Source organism: Pseudomonas sp. AC247, from assembly GCF_979258015.1.
The window spans coordinates 4159493-4178449 of the sequence record NZ_OZ409829.1; the positions used below are offsets into that span (position 1 = coordinate 4159493).

At 58.6% G+C, this 18957-nt stretch carries 20 protein-coding genes and 1 tRNA gene; 6 read left to right on the forward strand and 15 right to left on the reverse strand.

What is annotated here, in order from left to right; genetic code table 11:
- Window positions 1–38: 38 nt before the first annotated feature.
- The 3 genes from ACZZ0B_RS18795 to ACZZ0B_RS18805 all read right to left on the reverse strand — a co-directional run bounded on the left by ACZZ0B_RS18795 (window position 39) and on the right by ACZZ0B_RS18805 (window position 3345).
- Window positions 39–332, reverse strand: coding sequence for a YcgL domain-containing protein (locus tag ACZZ0B_RS18795; RefSeq protein WP_008087107.1), 294 nt, complete (start codon window positions 330–332; stop codon window positions 39–41).
- The gene (gene rnd, locus ACZZ0B_RS18800) at window positions 329–1462 is read right to left on the reverse strand and encodes a ribonuclease D (RefSeq protein WP_008087109.1); all 1134 of its coding nucleotides are present in this window, start codon (window positions 1460–1462) and stop codon (window positions 329–331) included. Before rnd ends, ACZZ0B_RS18795 begins: the two co-directional genes overlap by 4 nt.
- A 233-nt stretch (window positions 1463–1695) precedes the next feature.
- Window positions 1696–3345, reverse strand: a complete 1650-nt coding sequence (locus ACZZ0B_RS18805) for a phosphoethanolamine transferase (RefSeq protein WP_463545969.1) — start codon at window positions 3343–3345, stop codon at window positions 1696–1698.
- A gap of 345 nt (window positions 3346–3690) precedes the next feature.
- On the opposite strand from ACZZ0B_RS18805, the gene ACZZ0B_RS18810 reads away from it, so the two are divergent.
- Window positions 3691–4875 carry a cyanate transporter gene (locus ACZZ0B_RS18810; RefSeq protein WP_463545970.1) on the forward strand — a complete coding sequence of 395 codons (1185 nt, stop codon included), beginning with the start codon at window positions 3691–3693 and terminating at the stop codon, window positions 4873–4875.
- Between the two features lie 185 nt (window positions 4876–5060).
- Entirely contained in the window at window positions 5061–5996 is a 936-nt protein-coding gene (locus ACZZ0B_RS18815) for a LysR family transcriptional regulator (protein WP_463545971.1), read from the forward strand.
- Window positions 5997–5999: 3 nt separating this feature from the next.
- Here ACZZ0B_RS18815 and ACZZ0B_RS18820 read toward each other — a convergent pair whose 3' ends face one another.
- The 6 genes from ACZZ0B_RS18820 to ACZZ0B_RS18845 all read right to left on the reverse strand — a co-directional run bounded on the left by ACZZ0B_RS18820 (window position 6000) and on the right by ACZZ0B_RS18845 (window position 11676).
- Entirely contained in the window at window positions 6000–6365 is a 366-nt protein-coding gene (locus ACZZ0B_RS18820) for a 5-carboxymethyl-2-hydroxymuconate Delta-isomerase (RefSeq protein ID WP_008087117.1), read from the reverse strand.
- Between the two features lie 148 nt (window positions 6366–6513).
- Complete coding sequence (locus tag ACZZ0B_RS18825; protein WP_008087120.1) at window positions 6514–7434, reverse strand: LysR substrate-binding domain-containing protein; 921 nt, start codon at window positions 7432–7434, stop codon at window positions 6514–6516.
- A gap of 86 nt (window positions 7435–7520) precedes the next feature.
- Window positions 7521–9617 carry a DUF6311 domain-containing protein gene (locus tag ACZZ0B_RS18830; protein WP_008087122.1) on the reverse strand — a complete coding sequence of 699 codons (2097 nt, stop codon included), beginning with the start codon at window positions 9615–9617 and terminating at the stop codon, window positions 7521–7523.
- Window positions 9614–10000, reverse strand: coding sequence for a GtrA family protein (locus ACZZ0B_RS18835; RefSeq protein WP_463545972.1), 387 nt, complete (start codon window positions 9998–10000; stop codon window positions 9614–9616). Before ACZZ0B_RS18835 ends, ACZZ0B_RS18830 begins: the two co-directional genes overlap by 4 nt.
- Window positions 9997–10707, reverse strand: a complete 711-nt coding sequence (locus ACZZ0B_RS18840; protein WP_440096315.1) for a class I SAM-dependent methyltransferase — start codon at window positions 10705–10707, stop codon at window positions 9997–9999. Before ACZZ0B_RS18840 ends, ACZZ0B_RS18835 begins: the two co-directional genes overlap by 4 nt.
- 3 nt (window positions 10708–10710) lie before the next feature.
- Window positions 10711–11676, reverse strand: coding sequence for a glycosyltransferase family 2 protein (locus ACZZ0B_RS18845; protein WP_008087127.1), 966 nt, complete (start codon window positions 11674–11676; stop codon window positions 10711–10713).
- Between the two features lie 277 nt (window positions 11677–11953).
- On the opposite strand from ACZZ0B_RS18845, the gene ACZZ0B_RS18850 reads away from it, so the two are divergent.
- Window positions 11954–12145 (forward strand): YegP family protein, encoded by a 192-nt coding sequence (locus tag ACZZ0B_RS18850; protein ID WP_463545973.1) that lies wholly within the window; start codon window positions 11954–11956, stop codon window positions 12143–12145.
- Window positions 12146–12298: 153 nt separating this feature from the next.
- Window positions 12299–12505, forward strand: coding sequence for a hypothetical protein (locus ACZZ0B_RS18855; protein WP_158833717.1), 207 nt, complete (start codon window positions 12299–12301; stop codon window positions 12503–12505).
- Window positions 12506–12653: 148 nt separating this feature from the next.
- On the opposite strand, the gene ACZZ0B_RS18860 is transcribed toward ACZZ0B_RS18855, so the two are convergent.
- The 5 genes from ACZZ0B_RS18860 to dapA form a co-directional block, all read right to left on the reverse strand.
- A tRNA-Ser gene (locus tag ACZZ0B_RS18860) sits at window positions 12654–12743 on the reverse strand.
- Window positions 12744–12826: 83 nt separating this feature from the next.
- The gene (gene purC, locus ACZZ0B_RS18865; protein ID WP_008077821.1) at window positions 12827–13540 is read right to left on the reverse strand and encodes a phosphoribosylaminoimidazolesuccinocarboxamide synthase; all 714 of its coding nucleotides are present in this window, start codon (window positions 13538–13540) and stop codon (window positions 12827–12829) included.
- A 28-nt stretch (window positions 13541–13568) separates the two neighbouring features.
- Window positions 13569–14330 carry an MBL fold metallo-hydrolase gene (locus ACZZ0B_RS18870; protein WP_158833715.1) on the reverse strand — a complete coding sequence of 254 codons (762 nt, stop codon included), beginning with the start codon at window positions 14328–14330 and terminating at the stop codon, window positions 13569–13571.
- Window positions 14331–14336: 6 nt separating this feature from the next.
- Window positions 14337–15452: an outer membrane protein assembly factor BamC gene (gene bamC / locus ACZZ0B_RS18875; RefSeq protein ID WP_008077818.1), complete on the reverse strand. Its 1116-nt coding sequence runs from the start codon at window positions 15450–15452 to the stop codon at window positions 14337–14339.
- 17 nt (window positions 15453–15469) lie between these two features.
- The gene (gene dapA / locus ACZZ0B_RS18880) at window positions 15470–16348 is read right to left on the reverse strand and encodes a 4-hydroxy-tetrahydrodipicolinate synthase (RefSeq protein WP_007911392.1); all 879 of its coding nucleotides are present in this window, start codon (window positions 16346–16348) and stop codon (window positions 15470–15472) included.
- 328 nt (window positions 16349–16676) lie between these two features.
- Here dapA and ACZZ0B_RS18885 point away from each other — a divergent pair, with 328 nt between their 5' ends.
- Both ACZZ0B_RS18885 and ACZZ0B_RS18890 read left to right on the forward strand, forming a co-directional pair.
- Window positions 16677–17237, forward strand: a complete 561-nt coding sequence (locus tag ACZZ0B_RS18885) for a glycine cleavage system transcriptional repressor (RefSeq protein ID WP_008077813.1) — start codon at window positions 16677–16679, stop codon at window positions 17235–17237.
- A gap of 10 nt (window positions 17238–17247) precedes the next feature.
- On the forward strand, window positions 17248–17721 hold the full coding sequence (locus ACZZ0B_RS18890) for a peroxiredoxin (protein ID WP_463545974.1): 474 nt from the start codon (window positions 17248–17250) through the stop codon (window positions 17719–17721).
- 135 nt (window positions 17722–17856) lie between these two features.
- Here the strand turns inward: ACZZ0B_RS18890 and ACZZ0B_RS18895 are convergent, their stop codons facing one another.
- Window positions 17857–18927 (reverse strand): AI-2E family transporter, encoded by a 1071-nt coding sequence (locus ACZZ0B_RS18895; RefSeq protein ID WP_158833713.1) that lies wholly within the window; start codon window positions 18925–18927, stop codon window positions 17857–17859.
- Window positions 18928–18957: the final 30 nt, after the last annotated feature.

The following is an 18957-nucleotide window of genomic DNA, read 5'->3' on the forward strand; positions in this document are numbered from 1 at the left end:
TCCAGGGTTAACCGAGGCCCAGAATAGAGCCTCGCGGATCAGACCGGGTCGTTGCGTCGCAGCAACTCTTCGGGCAAGTGCTCGATGTACTCGTCCTCAGCCGGCGGCATTTGCAGGTGGTAGCCCTGCTTGTCGAGGTTTTCCAGCACCACAACGATGTCTTCGCTGGCCAGTTTACGCTCGGGCGTCAGCACCAGACTGAAGGTAAATATGGCTTTGCCGAAGGCCGCCATCAGGGCCTCGGGCACGCGTTCCAACTCATCGCTCTTGAGCACATAGAGATACATGCCCTTGCGCTTCGAGCTTTGGTAAATAGAGCAAATACGCTTCAAGGCTGTTCTCCGGCGGTGGCCAGGCTGTCGAGCAGCGTCTGGCCCATGAGTTCGCGGCGCCAGCCACGCAACGACTCAGGCAATTGGTAAGGACCCTCGGGATAGCCACTTTTGACCAGGGCTTCGAGGGTTTTCTTGCGCAGCATCAGTTCCGGCGCGATGTCCAGACGCTCGGCCTCAGCCTGACCCAATGCACGCAGCTGTTTGATCAGTGCAGCGGCTTCGACCGGCAACGGCTCCGGCACAGCGGGCGGCCATTGATCAGGCCCCACACTGCCAGAGCGCTTGATCAGATCAAGCAGAAACTGGCCGTCCTGACGCACGGTACGCGGGTGCATGTCTTCGATTTTGCCCAGCGCCGCGAGATTGTCCGGTTGCGTGCGGGCCAGCGGCCACAGCGAGTGCTCGCGGACAATGCGGTTGCGCGGCAGGTCACGGGCACGCGCCTCCGTTTCACGCCAGGCGCACAGCTCACGCAGTACCGCCAGTTGCGCGCGGGAGAGTTTCCACGCCAGTTTGGCGTCGCGGTAAACCTCGTATGGATCGGTTTCGCGGCGCAGGTTGGCGACCAGTTCGGCACCGTCCTCCAGCACCCAGGCGAATTTGTCGTCAGACAGTTTCGGTCGCAGTTGTACGAAAACTTCCGCCAGATGCACGGCGTCTTCGGCGGCGTAGCTGATTTGCGTGTCGGACAGCGGGCGCTGCAACCAGTCGGAACGGGTTTCGCCCTTGGGCAATTCAATGCCGAGGACTGCCTGCACCAGCCGCGAGTAGCCCATCGAGAAACCGAGGTTCAGGTAAGCGGCCGCCAGTTGTGTGTCGAACAGCGGCGCCGGCAGGCTGCCGGTCAGGCGCAACAGCACTTCAAGGTCTTCACTGCACGCGTGCAGGACTTTGAGCACCGCCGGGTTCTCCAGCAGCGCCGCCAGCGGTTGCCAGGCGTTGATGGTCAACGGATCGATCAGGTAGGCGCGTTTGCCGTCGCCGACCTGTAACAGACCGGCAATCGGGTAGAAGGTGTCGACCCGCATGAATTCGGTGTCGAGGGCAACGAACGGCAGCTGCTGCCACTCGGCGCAAAACTGCGCGAGGCTTTCGTTGTCGCGAATCCAGTGAATATCGATGGCCACACGGCTCTCCCTTGAAGAATGGCGCGCAGTATATATCGCCACCGGCGATTTACGCGCCTGCGAAGGGCAAGAGCTGTAACGAAATGTCCTGCCCAAGGGAAAGAATAGTCTTACACGCGTTGCAGGCAGAGCCATTACCTGTAGGCGCTGCCGCAGGCTGCGATCTTTTGATCCTGTTTTTAAGGGCAAGAGCAAAAGATCGCAGCCTTCGGCAGCTCCTACAGGGGGCGGGTTCAGTCTTTGGCCAGGACGCCGTCGATCACTGACCCGCGGCACCCGGCGAACAGGTCCAGATCGGGCTGATAGACCGAGCTCTTCACTTCCAGCAGGCCAAGCATCGAGTGGAACAGGTTGTCCTGACTCAGCGGTTTGTCGCGGCTCATCTGCAGGCAATGGGTGTCGACCGAATAGGCCTTCTGATAACTGTCGCTGAACCACGCCAGCATCGCGACATGCTTCTGTTGTTCCGGCGCCAGCATGTAAGGCGTGCCATGCAGGAACAAGTTGTACTCGCCCAACGATTCGCCGTGGTCCGACAGATACAACATCGCGGTATCGACTTTGTCCTGATTGCTGCGCAATACATCGATCAGGCTCGACAGCACATGGTCGGTATACACCAGGGTGTTGTCGTAGCCGTTGACGATACTTTCGCGGCTGCAATTGTTCAGTGCGTTACTTTCACAGACTGGGGTGAAGTGCTCGTACTCCTTTGGATAACGCTTGAAGTATTCCGGGCCGTGGCTGCCCATCTGGTGCAGCACCAGCACGGTGTCTTTGTCCAGATGGTCGATAAAGCTCTGCAAACCCTGCAACAGGATTTCGTCGCGGCATTCGCTGTTGGCGCACAACGCCGGGTCTTTCAAGTTACTGACGTCCTGCAGCGTGACCCGATCGCAAGTACCTTTGCAGCCGGACTGGTTATCACGCCAGATCACATCGATACCGGCACGCTGGAGCACATCGAGCAAGCCCTCTTCATTCTTCGCCTTGCTCGCGTCGTAGTCCTTGCGGCCCATGTTGGAGAACATGCACGGCACCGAAACCGCGGTTTCCGTACCGCAGGAATGCACATCGGTAAAGGCGATCAGCCCGGCTTCCTTGTCCAGTTTCGGCGTGGTGTCGCGGTCATACCCGAGAATACCGAAGTTCTCGGCACGAGCGCTTTCACCGACCACCAGCACGGTCAGGGATTTGCGCGGCTGAAGTTTCAGGTCGGGATTGCGCTGGGCGTCTTCGCCGATCTTGATGAACGGTTGCTGCGCCGAGATCACTTGCTCACGCAGGTAACCGGCCGACGCGCCGATGTAGTTGCTCGGCACTAGCATCAAGCGAATTTCGTGGTGATTGCGAAACAGCGAAGACAAGCCCTGATAGTTGGCCAATGCCACCCCGCCAATAACCGCTACCGAGGCCACACTGACAATAACTTTGCTAATCAATTCACGGTGCCAGCGACGATAATTGACCGGCACTTTCCACAATAACCACGACGGTAAAACACCGAGCAACAACATATAAACAAACAACTTCAACGAGAGCAGATCACGCACTTCTGTTGCATTGGTCTCGGCAAAGTTACGGAACATCCCGGCATCGATCATGACGCCATATTGACTCATGAAATACGCCACGCCGGCGCTGATCAGAAAGATCAGGGTCAACAGCGGCTTGAGCAGCGGACGAAAGGCCAGAAGGGTCAGTACGATGTTGAATGCCGCCAGGATCATCAGCCCGAAAGCCACGCGCATGGCGATGCCCTTGCCATCGGCGGCAGTGATCTCGAACAGATGCTGCCAGAGGACAAAGTTGCAGCCGATCAAAAGAAAGGCGCTGGCAATCAACGTCACCCATTCCGGGCGCACGGCTTTTAACTTCAACATAAAGGTGGGCTATTCCTGAAAAGACTGGCCACGGGTTAATTGTGAAAAATTCATTAACCAAGGCATGACAAACTTTAGGCAGGCAACCATCAATTTTTTGTGAAAAAGACGCCAACGATTAGTTGGCGCCGAATTATTCAGCAAAAACTTAACCGTGTAGGAGATGCCGAAGGCTGCGATCTTTTGATTTTTGTTTTTTAACAGCCAGATCAAAAGATCGCAGCCTTCGGCAGCTCCTACAGGGGCGGGGTATTTGATTTTTAGGCACGGGCGTGGATTTTCTGGTTTGCCTGGCTCTGCGGGTCGCGCGCCTAATCCTCGACCTCAGGTATCAAAGGTTTGATGATGGAAAACGTGCGCACCACCTCTCGCTCCACCGTCTGGCTGATGCTCGCCATTGTGTTAGTCGCGCTGAATCTGCGACCGTCGATGGCGGCCATCGGGCCATTGCTCTCGGCAATTCGCGGCGATATTCCATTGAGCTTCAGCCTCGCCTCGCTGCTGACCATGCTGCCGGTCATGGCGATGGGACTGGCGATGTTTTTCGCTATCGGCATCAGTCAGCGTCTGGGCGAACAGCGCACGGTGCTGCTGTCGCTGCTGATCATTGGTCTGGCAACGTTGGCGCGGTTGTTTGTCGACTCTGCTGCGCAATTGATTGCCAGCGCTGTGCTGGCGGGTGTGGGCATCGCGCTGATTCAGGCGTTGATGCCGGCGCTGATCAAATCGCGTTTCGCCGACAACGTGGCGCTGTGCATGGGCTTGTATGTCACCTCGATCATGGGCGGCGCAGCGATTGCAGCCTCGTTCGCACCCTTGGTGATGATGCAAGCCGGCAGTTGGCGTGTGGGCCTGGCCATCTGGGCCGGACTGGCACTGCTGGCCCTGGTGTTCGGCTGGACGCAGCGCGCCAACCTGCCGCCCGCCACGCCCCGGGTAACAAAAAAAGAATCCTTTTTCGGCAATTCCCGCGCCTGGTTACTCGCACTGTTCTTCGGTTTGGGGACGGCGTCCTACACCTGCGTGCTGGCATGGTTGGCGCCGTACTACGTGGAAAAAGGCTGGAGCGAACAAAACGCCGGCCTGCTGTTAGGTTTTCTGACGGCCATGGAGGTAATTTCCGGTTTGGTGGTGCCCGCCATCGCCAATCGCCGCCGCGACCGGCGCGGGGTGCTGATGGCCCTGCTCGGGCTAATCATTGCCGGCTTCTGTGGGTTGATCCTCAGCCCGCAGCACCTCAGCCTGCTTTGGCCGTGTCTGCTGGGCCTGGGCATCGGCGGGTTGTTCCCGATGAGCCTGATTGTCTCGCTCGATCACCTCGACAACCCGCAACGTGCGGGCGGCCTGACGGCGTTCGTGCAGGGCATTGGCTATCTGATTGCCGGCCTCTCGCCGCTGATGGCGGGTATGATCCGCGATCAATTGGGCAGCTTCGAGTGGGCGTGGTGGTCGTTGACTGCCGTCATGGTGGTGATGCTGCTAATGGTGTCGCGCTTCGATCCACGGCACTACGCGCGGCATTTTTCCTGATCGGGCTAAAGGCTTCTGGCCATCTTTTCGCGGTTTGAAGCATGACGTCGTGTTGCTAAAACTTTCTGTCCCACAACTGTCCGTGAAACGTCCTACAAGGCTTTGTCCTGGCACCATCGTTCCGCTAGGATCGTTCGCACACGTTTGCGCGGATTCAGCGCAAGGAGCACAGCGGGACGGAATGGATGCTGAACAGTAACTTGCTTCGAAAGCTCGACATGCAGGATCTCATGGTGTTTATCGCCGTGTATGAGCAGAGCAGCGTCACCGATGTGTCGGAAACGCTGTGTGTCAGTCAGTCCACGGTCAGTTACTGCCTGAAAAAACTGCGCACCAGTTTCGAAGACGAACTGTTCATCAATACCCGCACCGGCATGCGCCCGACCTACAAGGCCAGCAGCATGTACGGCCATGTGCAGAAGATCCTCGAAAGCATCAATTTGTGTCACGCCGGTGCCCCGGTGTTCGACCCGACCCAACAAGCGGTCACCTTCAATATCTGCGCCCCGGAATACTTCGAGCAATTGATCCTGCCGCGCCTGTTGAAGCGCTTCGACTTCGATGATTTGCCGGTGATGGTCAACATGCACAAGTTTGAAACCGATGTGCCGGCGGATGAGTTGCGCGACGGCACACTCGACTTGGTGATCAGTTTCGGTCCCAACTTCCACCGTCATCACACCGACTTGAAATCGCGGATGCTGCTTGAAGATGATCTGGTCTGCGTCTTCGACAAACGCGCCACGCCACTGGAGCCGCGTCTGAGTCTGCAAGCCTTTACCGAACGTCGGCATGTGTTCCCGACGCCGTGGACGTCGACCACCAACATGGTCGACGGCTGGCTGGCGCGACAGGCGCAGAAACGTCAGATCGTGGCACGTTCGAACAGTTACAGCGCAGCGTTGAAGATGATCACCGGCACTGACTTCATACTCACCCTGCCCCGGCGCATTCAGCGTTTGCTGACCAATGAGGCGGTGTTCAATCACTGCGAGGCGCCAAACGGCTTGCCGGGCTTCACCCTCGACATGCAGTGGAGCCAGAACGTCGACCAGGACAGCGCCAACGTCTGGCTGCGCGAGCAGGTGATCAAAGTGTGCGGCGAACTGGAGGCAGTCTGATTCCTACGCGCCGATGGCGGTTTTGCTGTAGGACTCGCGATCAATGTCGACCAGCTCGACACACAACTGCACTTCGACCCCGGCCGGCCATTCGCAGAGGTCCTGCAGCACGGCCAACAGACTTTGCGACAGCTGCTTTTTGATCTCGGGCGAACGGCCGCTGAGCAGCGCCAGCTTCACGTAGACAAAAGCGCGCTCGCTCATGGCAGTGCCGACCTTGAAGGTCTCGACCTTCACCGCACGGCTCTTGATATCGAACTCCGCTGCAAACTGACCGGACCCCACCAGGGTGTTGTTGAGCCGGATCAACGCGACGTCAGCGTTCAATTGCGGCAGGTTGGCGGTGTATTCCATGTGCAGATGTGGCATTGCAAGTCCCCAGTCAGTTGGCAGAAAGGTCGTACATATAGCACATGCGCCCCATCACCAACCCCTGCAGGAGCTGTCGAGTGAAACGAGGCTGCGATCTTTTGATCTCGAGATTTGAAAATCAAAAGATCGCAGCGTGCCGCAGCTCCTACAGGGGGTTGAGTGGCCGTTCGCTCATGAATTGCTCCAGCCTGGAGCGCAACCAGCGCTCTGCCGGATCGCTGTCGACATGGCTGAGCCAGACCATCGACAGATCGAGCGTCGGCGTCTTGAACGGGAACGGCTCCTTGAACAGCAACCCGGAGGTGGCCATGGCGGCCGCGGTGTAATCCGGCAGGCTGGCAATCAGGTCGGTGCCGGCGAGCAATGCCGGCAACGCACTGTATTGCGGTACCGACAGCACCACTTGGCGCGTGCGGCCGAGTTCCGCCAGCCACTCGTCAGCGAAACCGCTGACGTTGGCCGTGTGTGAGACCAGCACGTGCGGCCGCGCGCAATATTCATCGAGGGTCAGCGGTGTGTCAGAAGCATCGGCACGCAGGATGCTCGGCTGAATGTGCCGCAACAGTTTGCGCTTGGCATTGGCCGGCAGGCCACGGGTCTGGCTGATGCCGACGGTAATGTCGCCCGCCGCCAGCAAGTCGGGGATGCGCCAGTAATCGACGTGTTGCACCACAAACACCACATTCGGCGCTTCCTGGCGCAGAGCACGCAACAGCGGCGGCAGCAGGCCGAACTCGACGTCATCGGACAGACCGATGCGAAAAGTCATGGTGCTCACGGCTGGATCGAAATCGCGGGTCAGGCTCAGCGCCACCGACAGCGAATCGAGCGCCGGCTTGAGATGACGGAAGATATCTTCGGCGCGGGCGGTCGGCTCCATGCGGTGGCCGACGCGGATGAACAGCGGATCGTTGAGCATCGTGCGCAAGCGGTTGAGCGCCGAGCTGATGGTCGGCTGACCGAGAAACAACTTCTCGGCCGCCCGGGTCACGTTGCGTTCGAGCATCAAGGTCTCGAACACCACCATCAGGTTGATGTCGGCCTTGCGTAGTTCATTGCGGTTCATCCATTGCCCCCTGCCCCCGGAATACCGGCAGTGTAGAAACGCACGGGGCCCGGCGTCCATAAACCTTTGCGCCGCCGACAGAGGATTCAGCGAACGGTCAGTGACTTCAACCCCAAACCCATCAGCCGCGCATCATCGTTCAATCCCAGGTTTCTGGGGCTGGTAGCGTCGGGCAAATGCAACTGGATATTCAAAACCCGCCCCTCCACCAATGTTTCCCGGATCGCCGCGCTCAGCGGGATTTCCAGCAAATTGCCCTGAACCTGCGTCAGACGTGTCGACAAGGCTTCAACCCCATTGATACTGACGATGACCCGCTGAGTCAGCTTGGGGGGCATGACGAAAGCCAGAACGTCGATCACGATCGAGGTGGTGCCCGGCGCTACACGCAGCGCAATTTCCGCGTCCTGGCCCTCACTCCAGGTGCCCCAGGTTTCCGGAGCAGCCCAACCTTTGACCAACTGACGGCTCTTGCGATTGAACGCCTGCACCAACCCCGGCTGGCTCAGGGGCACCAGTGACATCGCATGCCCCTCATCGACCATCGCCAGGCATTGAGCGCAGCGCTTCCAGCCAGGCGCCAGTACGACGAAGTCGTCAACCCTGGTCAGCAGATCGGTATCGCTGTGAACATTTTTGATCGCCAGTTCCAGCGAATCATCGTCAAGAATGTACAGCGAGTCAGCTTCGTATCGCCCAGTGCTCAGCCGGCGTTGCGCATCACGCTGGGCGTTGTCGAGCGCCTTGGGACTCATGCGCCCCATATAAACTGCGTCGGTCTTCAAGCCATGAGTCGCGGCAAAATCGGCAATGACCTGCCACTGATCTGTCTGGTTTTTGGGGCTCAGCACACGAATATTCTTGTAGTAGGCGGCCGCGTTGTTCCAGAACGGATTTTGCATCGGGCTGGCCCAAACCGAAGTTTGCGGCACCATTTTTGCCGCTCTCAGACCCGCCCAAGCGATGTGGCTGTCGACGACTTGCGCCGTCAGCGCCACCGCCAGCAGCCCCATGGCGATCACCGGTCGATAGCCGCGCACCACCAGAAACAGAATCAGCAACACGATGGCATAGAACACCGGCCAGAACATGCGACCCGATGCCCGGAAAATGCTCGCCAGTCCCTCGATGGCTTTCGGTAACGGGTAGCTGAACGTTTGTGCCCCCAGGCCGATTTGATTGGACAGCGCAAATACGGTCAACCCGATCATCGCCAGCAATAACCATGGCCAACGGCTGAGCAACGCCTTGACGCCGATCTTGCTTCGGACAATGGCAATACCCGCCAATGGCACCAGCAGCAGAACACCGAGCCCCAAATAGTTGAAGCCTTCGTAGTCCCCGCCGCCCTTCACAAATCCAGGCAGTACGTAAGACCACCCATCAGCGTCGAACAGGGATACCAGATTCATCCGATACCAACCGAAACCTCCACCGCCCGCCCCATCGACAATGCTGAAATAACCCGCTTGCCAACAACACACACTGACCAGGGCGAACAGACTGACAAACTCGACCAATCCCCAGCGGCGCGTCAGTTTACCGATCATGATTTTCCCAAGCAGATCAGCCACCCAAATCAATGCCACCATGACCAACAGATAGGCGTGCACCAGCGCCGTCGCGGCGAGTAACACGCCCCATGCCAGTCGTCGCCGTGCTAGCGCCGGGTGCAGAGCCAGATAAAGGGCGGCGAGGATCAGGAAATGTCCGGCAAGGGAGAGATGTCCGCCCGTGCGCAAAAACATCGGCGGCGAAAACACCAATAAACCGGCGCCTAACAGCCGCAGCACGGGGTTGTTGGTGATGAGACCGAGCAGCTTCCAGGCGAACCAGGCTTGCAGAACAAAACAGAGCAGCAGCCAGAATCCGAAATACTGGAACGTCTCCGGCAGCCAGCCGTTGAACGGTTTGAACAGCAGTGCCAGCAGTGGATTGGAGTCAGAAAAAATGATCGCACTGCCCAGCTCCAGCCCATAAGACGGGTTGAGCCCGAGCGGAAACGTCCAAGGGGCATGCCGGAAATACAACCAGCCCAGGTAATGCGTCGCCGGGTCGCCGTCCTTCAACCAGGCAATGTTCTGCGGATCCAGCGCGCGCGGGCCGATCACCAGAAAAAAAGCGAGGACTCCCAGCAGCAATGGCAGCAGCGCGAGGGCCGGATGCTTGTTCAAATCCCTCATCGATACGTCCAGAAGTTATGCAGCACAAAAGTGAATGCCGGAATCGTCAACGCCACGGCGACGATGCCCAGCAAATAGTGGAGCCCGGCCATTTGCGCGGCCCAGGCGACGAACATCGCCAACAGAAACCCACAGACCGACACCAGCAGAAACCGCAGCAGGGTTCTGCCCTGCAATCGCGCCGAGAAACTCCAGGTGGTGTTGATCACATACGACACCACCGTCGCCACGGCGAATGCCACGCCATTGGCGAGGGGTGGTAACGGACTGATGAAATTGATGAACGCAATGGCTACCAGCGCATGCAACGCCGTCACGAACAATCCGGTCAGGGCAAAGCGCAAACCGCGTTGGATCAACGCCGTTTTTTGCGCTGAGGTCACGGCTTCTGCGCCAATACAAAAACGCTCAAACCGGCCAGACGATTGATGCCCATCAACGGCAGCTCAAGGCGACAAAGGGTCTTCAGCACCGTGTTGACCAGCGGGTGATGACGCTTGAGTTGCGAGCGCGGCGGTTGGTCTTGCGCACCTTGCGGCAACAAGCGCAACGCCGCCGCAATCGGGAACACCGCGCCGAAATAATAGGCGCCACGCTGCACCGTCAAACCGGCATCGCGGGCCAGTGTCTCGAACTGTGCCAGGGTGTAGCGGCGCTTGTGTTCGAGAAAGTCATCGTGACCGCTCCACATGAACTGGAACGCCGGCACGGTCATCAGAAAGCGGCTGCCCGACGGTACTTTATCGACATACATCTTGAGCAGGCCGAGGTCGTCGTCGACATGCTCGAGCACGTCCATCAACAGCACCAGATCGGCATCGAGGGTGTCGACACCGCGACGGTAATGCACCGGTTTGCCGGCGGTGGTTGCGCTGGAGTCGGCGGCATAGCTGATGTCCACGCACCACGCTTCCCGGGCATCGGTATGCGTGAGCAAATGATGGGAAAAAAACCCTGACCCCGCGCCCACATCGAGGATCCGTTCAATCGGTGCATCCCCCAGCAAACGCCTGGTGGCGGCGGCTTTGGCGCAGTAATACCAATGCTCGTTGATGCTATCGCCGAGGATGTCGGTTTCCTTCAGATCCATGGGTCAATCCTTGGGGTCGTAGACGCGACGCACCAGATAAACCGGCCGGCGTTTGGATTCGATATAGGTGCGGCCCAGGTATTCGCCGAGCACGCCGATGCCGATCAGTTGCAGGCCACCAAGGAAGGTCACGGCCACCATCAACGAGGCATAACCGGGCATGTCGATACCGTGGATCAATGTGCGCACAACGATGAAAATGGCGAAGGCAAATGACACCAGCGACACCAGCGCCCCGACGTAGGTCCAGATCCGCAGCGGTTCGGTGCTGAAACTGGTAATGCCTTCGAGGGCGAAGTTCCACAGCCGCCAGCCGTTGAACTTGCTCTGCCCGGCCACGCGCTCCGGGCGCTCGTAATCGACGTGAGTGGTGCGAAAACCGACCCAGGCGAACAGGCCTTTCATGAAGCGCCGGGATTCGGGCAACGTCAGCAAGGCATCGACCACACAGCGATCCATCAGGCGAAAATCGCCGACGTTCTCGGGTAACGGTTGCTCGGCAATTTTGTTATGCAGGCGATAGAACCAGTGCGCCGAGGTCTGCTTGGCCCAAGTGTCACTACGACGGCTGATGCGGTGACCGAGCACGACCTCATAGCCTTCGCGCCAGCGTTCGATCATCAGCAAAATGATTTCCGGCGGGTCCTGCAGGTCCGCATCAATCGGCACTACGATCTGCCCGGTCGCCATCTGCAACCCGGCGGACAACGCCGCCTCCTTACCGAAATTGCGACTCAGGTCGACGATGCGCAGACGGGGATCGTGCCGTTGCCGCTCAAGCAAGCGCTCAAGCGTGGCATCCGTGCTGCCGTCATTGATGAACACCAGCTCAAGATCGATCAACGCTTGCGTCTGAAAGACTTCATTGATGCGCTGCAGAAACGTGTCAAGGCTGTCCTCTTCGTTAAAAACGGGGACCACCAACGATAACGTCACCTGCCCGGCCTGTTGCGTTCCGTGCTCAGTCAAAGGAGTGCTCTTTTTATAGTGTTTGTCGGTCGCCGACTGATTTTCGACGCCATGAGCCGTCCCGTATTAAGCAGTAGCGTCGTCGCTGTTGCAAGGGTCAGAGGGCGTCATATTGGCCAATCCAGAGGCCTATTCCTGCGCTCTGGCTCGCGGTTCTCGGAAACATTCGCGAACGATTGGAAACAAATCCTCGATAGCCAAAAAACCCGCCTGCGCTAGGCTTGCGTCGATGCGCCACACAGGCTGTCGCACACACCCATCGCATGGAGCGAACTGAATGTATTTCGAGATTTACAGGCAATCCAGAGGCACCTCGAGCACCGGTAAAGGGCAATGGCGCTGGAGACTGCGCGCAGGCAACCACGAGACCATTGCCAGTGGCGAGTCGTATGTGAACAAGGCGGATTGTCTGCATGTGATCGGGTTGATCAAAGCGGTGCATGGCGAAACACCGGTCAAGGAAATTTAACCGCGTGAGTCGATAAAAGGCTGCGTCCTACAGCCCCTTCCTTTTTTGACCGAATGACTGGCGGGCTCAATTTGCCCCCCTACGCTCAGCAACGCAGGGGGCCATCCGGCCCTGTTTTCTCCCGATCATTCAAACTCAAAAGGAGCCGCAAACATGGCCAGAGACAAAGCAAAAGACGACATGCACTTCAACTGCACACAAACACACGAAGCCGACTACGTCGCCAGCCTCTACCCGCACGCCAAGGAAGAAGTGAAAACCTTCCTCAGCTCGGCCTGCAAGGACAAGACGCTGCACAACTCGACGCATAAGGATGTGTATGAACTGATCAAGCGCAAGTTGGGCCACTCGCAGCCTTGATTGGCTGGAGGTGCGGGGTGATGTAATCCCGCAGAAATGCAAAAGCCCCACAGGTTTTGGCCTGTGGGGCTTTTTCATGTTTTCTCGTTGATGCAACGCCAACAAAAAAGCCCCGCAGCTTCTCAGCTACGGGGCTTTTTCTATGTAATGGCGGAGAGATAGGGATTCGAACCCTAGGTACCGGTGAAGGTACAACGGATTTCGAATCCGTCCCATTCGGCCACTCTGGCATCTCTCCAACGGCGCGCATCATAACAACACTTTTACCGAAAGCAAACCCTCTTTCGAAAATTTCTTCGTGCTATCAGATGCTTGCGTCGATTAAAGCGGTACACCCAGACGATTGGCGACTTCTTCGTAGGCTTCGATGACGTCACCGAGGCCCTGACGGAAGCGGTCTTTGTCCATTTTCTTCTTGGTGTCCTTGTCCCACAGACGGCAGCCGTCCGGGCTGAACTCGTCACCGAGGACGATGGAGCCGTCGCTGAACACGCCGAATTCAAGCTTAAAGTCGACCAGCAGCAGACCGGCGTCGTCGAACAGTTTGGTCAGCACTTCGTTGACCTTGAGCGACAGTTCTTTCATGCGAACCAGTTGCTCGGCAGTGCCCCAACCGAATGCCACAACGTGGGATTCGTTGATGAACGGGTCGCCCTTGGCGTCGTCCTTGAGGAACAGCTCGAAGGTGTAAGGGTTGAGCTTCAGGCCTTCTTCGACGCCCAGACGCTTGACCAGGCTGCCGGCGGCGTAGTTACGCACGACGCACTCGACCGGGATCATGTCGAGTTTCTTCACCAGGACTTCGTTGTCGGCCAGCAGTTTGTCGAATTGGGTCGGAATGCCGGCCGCTTCGAGTTTCTGCATGATGAAGGCGTTGAACTTGTTGTTGACCATGCCTTTGCGGTCGAGCTGCTCGATGCGCTTGCCGTCGAACGCCGAGGTGTCGTTGCGAAACAGCAGGATCAAGCGGTCAGCGTCGTCGGTCTTGTAAACCGATTTGGCTTTGCCGCGGTAGAGTTCTTCACGTTTTTCCATGATGGGCTCCGCTTGCTAAGTAGGTGGGCTAGGCGATGTGGCGCCAGTCGAGCCCTGAATCTTGATCGGCCAGTTGCAGCCAGTCCGGGTCGCACCCGAGGGTGTCGACAAAACATTGCCGGGCCAGCTGCGGCAGGTTGTTCTTGCTGCTCAGATGAGCCAGGACAAGGTGTTGCAAGCCCTGCCAGCCCAACTCGGACACCAGGAATGCCGCCTGGTGGTTGTTCAAATGTCCCAGCTCGCCGCCCACCCTTTGCTTGAGAAAGTACGGGTAGTGCCCACGGGCCAGCATGTCGCGACAATGGTTGGACTCGATCATCAACGCATCGAGATCCCGATAACCGTCCAGCACCCGCTCGCAGTAAGAACCCAGGTCGGTCAGCAGGCCGAAGCGCCGCTGCTCTTGATCACTGAAGACATACTGAGTCGGTTCCTGCGCATCATGGGCCACGGCAATGACCCCGACGTTCAGAGCACCGATCTGCAGTTGCTCGCCGCCGGCCAGAAAGCCTGCGGGTTCTATCGGTTTGCGCATCCCGCGCAGGGTGCCGCGACTGAGGTAGACCGGTAGATTGTAGCGCCGAGACAGTAAACCCACGCCATGCACGTGGTCGGCATGTTCGTGGGTTACGAGTATCGCGCTCAATTGCGCCGGGTTCACACCCAGGCGCAACAGGCGTTTTTCGGTTTCCCGCAGGGAAAAACCACAATCCACCAGCACATACGTATCAGCACTGGCGATCAGCGTGCCGTTCCCTTGGCTACCGCTGCCGAGAACGGCAAAACGCATGGTTGATCAGCCCAGGTTGTCCTGAATCACGCTCAGCACTTTGCGCGCCACTTCAGCCGGCGCGACGGTGTTGATGTTTTTCTCGACGGTCACCTGAATGTTCTCGCCAACCTTGCTCAGGCGAACCTGATAACGCTCGGCACGGGATTCAACTTCTTCCTTGGTCGGCGCACTGCCGAACAGGCTGCTGAAGAAACCAGGCTTGTCGTCTTTCTTCTCGGCTTTTTCGGCCAGGTTGATGTAGTACAGGCCGAGGCTGCGGTTGATGTCTTCAACGCGCCATTCGCCTTGTTCCAGTGCACGGCCAACGCTTGACCAGGCACGATCCAGATCGGTACCAACGTTCAACACCGGGTTACCGCTGCCGTCTTCGCTGAGGCTGACACGGCTCGGCGTATCGAAATCACGCGAAGCCAACATCGACACCGAACCGCCCTTCTCGGAGATCCGGCTCATGCTCGCGAGCATGTCGTCGACCAGCGCTGCGTCCAGGCCAGTGTTGACCGAACGGTTGGTGAAATCGACATCGGCGGTGCTGCCGGCAGGACGCTCGGCGCTGACCACGTAGATTTCACTGGTGTTGCGCTGCACGCCTGGCTCGATACGCACACGCACGCGGGTTTCGCTGTCGCTGGCGATACCGGCTGCGCTCAGGCGCTTGGCCATGGACGCGGACAGTTCGTCGGAATGCTGCCAGGTGGTGGTGAATTCACCGGTCTGCGGGCGCTGTTCGTCCAGACGGAAACCGTTGTCCTGGAAGAACTGCACCGCCACTGGCCAGACTTCGGCCGGTGGATGCTGGGCCACGACCCAACGCGAATCACCGCTCTTTTGCAGCGAGTAATCGCTGGCATCGGCAACGGCCGACAGCGGCTGAGGACGCGGCACAATGTATTCGCCCTTGGCGGTGTCATCAGCGACGTTACGCGGGATCGGCAGCAGCGGATCCAGACGCTTGGAAGTGTTGACATCCGGTGGCAGTTGCATCGGTGCAGTCTGTTGCGCTTCCAGGTAATCGCTACCACGGTCACGGAAATAACCTTCCGGGCCCCAGACCCATCCGCAGCCACTGGTGCTGGAGATAATCAAGGCAAGTGCGGAAAGTCCGGCCATTCGCTTCATGCGTTGTACTTCCTCAATTAAACCAGGACGCTGCACTGGCGCAGGGCCGAGCGCAGCGTTTCATGACAAGGTGTGCTCAGCCAGGTCAGCGGCAAGCGGATGCCTTCGTGCATCAGGCCCATTTCAACCAGAGCCCACTTCACCGGAATCGGGTTGGCTTCGATGAACAGGTCTTTGTGCAGTGGCATCAGTTTTTCGTTGATTGCCCGTGCGGTGTCGGCGTCGCCCTTGAGAGCGGCCTCGCACAGGTCGGCCATTTCGCGCGGAGCGACGTTGGCGGTCACGGAGATGTTGCCTTTGCCGCCGAGCAGGATCAGTTCAACGGCGGTCGGATCATCGCCGGACAACACGATGAAATCCTTGCTCACACCATCGATGATCGCTTTGGCGCGCTTCAGGTCGCCAGTGGCTTCCTTGATACCGATGATGTTCGGCACGGTAGACAGGCGAATCACGGTCTCGGCCTGCATGTCGCAAGAGGTGCGGCCCGGAACGTTGTAGAGAATCTGTGGAATGTCGACCGATTCAGCGATGTGCTTGAAGTGCTGGTACAGACCTTCCTGAGTCGGCTTGTTGTAGTACGGAACGACCAGCAGGCAGGCATCGGCGCCGGCTTCTTTGGCGTTGCGGGTCAGCTCGACGGCTTCGCGGGTCGAGTTGGCGCCAGTGCCGGCGATGACCGGGATGCGCCCGGCAACCTGTTTGACCACGGCTTTGATGACGGCGATGTGTTCTTCTACATCAAGGGTTGCCGACTCGCCGGTAGTACCGACCGCGACAATGGCATGGGTGCCGTTCTTGAGATGGAAGTCCACGAGTTTGCTGAGGCTGTCCCAGTCAAGACGCCCTTGTGCATCCATGGGAGTGACCAGTGCCACCATACTGCCCGCAATCATGAAACCGCTCCTGCCGGAAAAAGAGAGCGGTAATGGTACTGGCGCCAAGATGCTTGCACAAGCGAAGTACTGCGCTGCCGCCATTCCCCTTGGCGCCGCTTTTCGCTACCCTTCAGACTTTGATCGGTACTGATCAGCTTGTATGCCGGGTTCCAGCCTCCCTTTACGGCCTCCCAGACCCCGTTCCTGCGTCGCATCGACGCGCTCCCGCTATAGTGGAGCGAGCCGCGAGCGCTTGCCGGGCCTCTCTGCAAGGATAGCCATAACAGGCACTCCCGGCGGCAAACGTCCGTAACCTACCGACCGCTCATCGCTTTAGGAATGCTGCATGTCCACCCCCACAGTTCGCGAACAATTCCTTGTCATCAGTGCCCTCGGCGCCAACCCCATGGAGCTGACTAACGTCCTGTGCCGCGCCAGCCATGAAAATCGCTGCGCCGTGGTTACTTCGCGCCTGACTCGCCACGGCGAATGCAGTGCGCTGATCCTTGAGGTCTCCGGCAGCTGGGACGCCCTCGCTCGCCTGGAAGGCAGCTTGCCGAGCCTGTCCAAAAAACACGCCTTCACCGTTAACGTAGTGCGCAGCGCGCCGCTGGAAAATCGTCCGCAGGCCCTGCCGTACGTGGCTTATGTGAGTTCGGCGTATCGCCCGGACATCATCAATGAACTGTGCCAGTTCTTCATGGACCACAACGTCGAGCTGGAAAACCTGACCTGCGACACGTATCAGGCGCCACAGACCGGCGGCACCATGCTCAACGCCACGTTCACCGTGACCCTGCCGGCCGGCACCCAGATCAGTTGGCTGCGCGACCAGTTCCTCGACTTCTCTGATGCGATGAATCTGGACGCGCTGATCGAGCCTTGGCGCCCACAGAACCCAATGTAAGGAAGCTTTCATGGCCGTTGTCATCGACCAACCGGTTGCCGATTTCGAAGCACCTGCCACCAGCGGGCAAATCGTCAGCCTGTCTGCCCTGAAGGGCAAGCAAGTGGTGATCTACTTCTACCCGAAGGACAGCACGCCGGGCTGCACTACCGAAGGCCAGGGCTTTCGTGATCAGTACGCGGCGTTCCAGACTGCCAACACCGAAATCTTCGGTATCTCCCGCGACAGCTTGAAGTCCCACGAGAACTTCAAGTGCAAGCAGGAGTTTCCGTTCGAGTTGATCAGCGACAAGGACGAGGCGGTTTGCCAGTTGTTCGACGTGATCAAGTTGAAGAAGCTGTACGGCAAGGAATACCTGGGCGTTGATCGCAGCACCTTCCTGATTGATAAGGACGGCGTGCTGCGTCAGGAATGGCGCGGTGTGAAAGTGCCGGGGCATGTGGATGCCGTTCTGGCTGCTGCGCAGAATTTGAACAAGGCCTGATGTTTCTCTGGCGTCTTCTCTGGCGCCATCGCTGGCAAGCCAGCTCCCACAGGTTTTGTGTGCACCGAAAACCCTGTGGGAGCTGGCTTGCCAGCGATGAGGCCTTAAGCCGCACCGAACAATCCGGATCAACCACTAAAGCAGCGGCGAAACTTCAGGCTCCTTGCGCGGCCACGCATCCAGCACCGCCTTGAACAGCGTCGCCAGCGGGATCGCAAAGAACACGCCCCAAAACCCCCACAACCCGCCAAACAACAGCACTGCGCAGATAATTGCCACCGGGTGCAAGTTGACCGCCTCCGAGAACAGTAACGGCACCAGCACGTTGCCATCCAGTGTCTGGATGATCCCGTAGACCGCCATCAAATAGATGAACTGATCGCTCCAACCCCACTGGAACAGCGCAATCAGCAGCACCGGCACGGTCACTACCACTGCACCGACATACGGCACCACCACCGAAACCCCCACCAATAACGCCAGCAGCGCCGCATAGTTGAGCCCGAGGGCGACGAACGCGACGTAAGTCACGCCGCCACAAATGACGATCTCGATGACCTTGCCGCGGATGTAATTGGCGATCTGACGGTTCATTTCCTGCGCGACCCGGGTAATCAGCGCACGCTCACGCGGCAGGTAACCGCGCACCCATTCGCCGATCATCACCCGATCCTTGAGGAAGAAAAACACCAGGATCGGCACCAGCACCAGGTAGATCATGATGTTGACCAACAGCGGCAGGCTCGACAGCGAAAAGGTCAGCGCCCACTGACCGAACTTGCCGATCTCGCCACGCGCCGCCTCGATGGCCTGCAACACTTGCTCGTCGGAGACCAGGTGCGGATAACGCTCCGGTAACAATAAAAGCAACGATTGCCACTTGGCGAGCATGCCCGGCAGCTCGTTGAACAGCGTGATCAATTGGTGCCAAAGCAGCGGCAATACCACGACGATGAACAGCAGCAACACGCCCATGAACAGCGCAAACACCAGACCCACCGCCGCACCACCCGGCACGCGCAAGCGCTCAAGGGTGACGACCAGCCCCTGCATCAGGTACGCCAGCACCATCCCAGCCAACACCGGCGCGAGCATGCCGCCGAGGGTGAGCACGGCGGTGAAGGCGAGAATCAGCAGCACCGCCAGCACCACGGCTTCTTCATCGGAGAAGTAGCGCTGAATCCAGTCGCGTAACACTTTGAACATCAATAATCCTTAGGTCTTTTACGCAGTCGC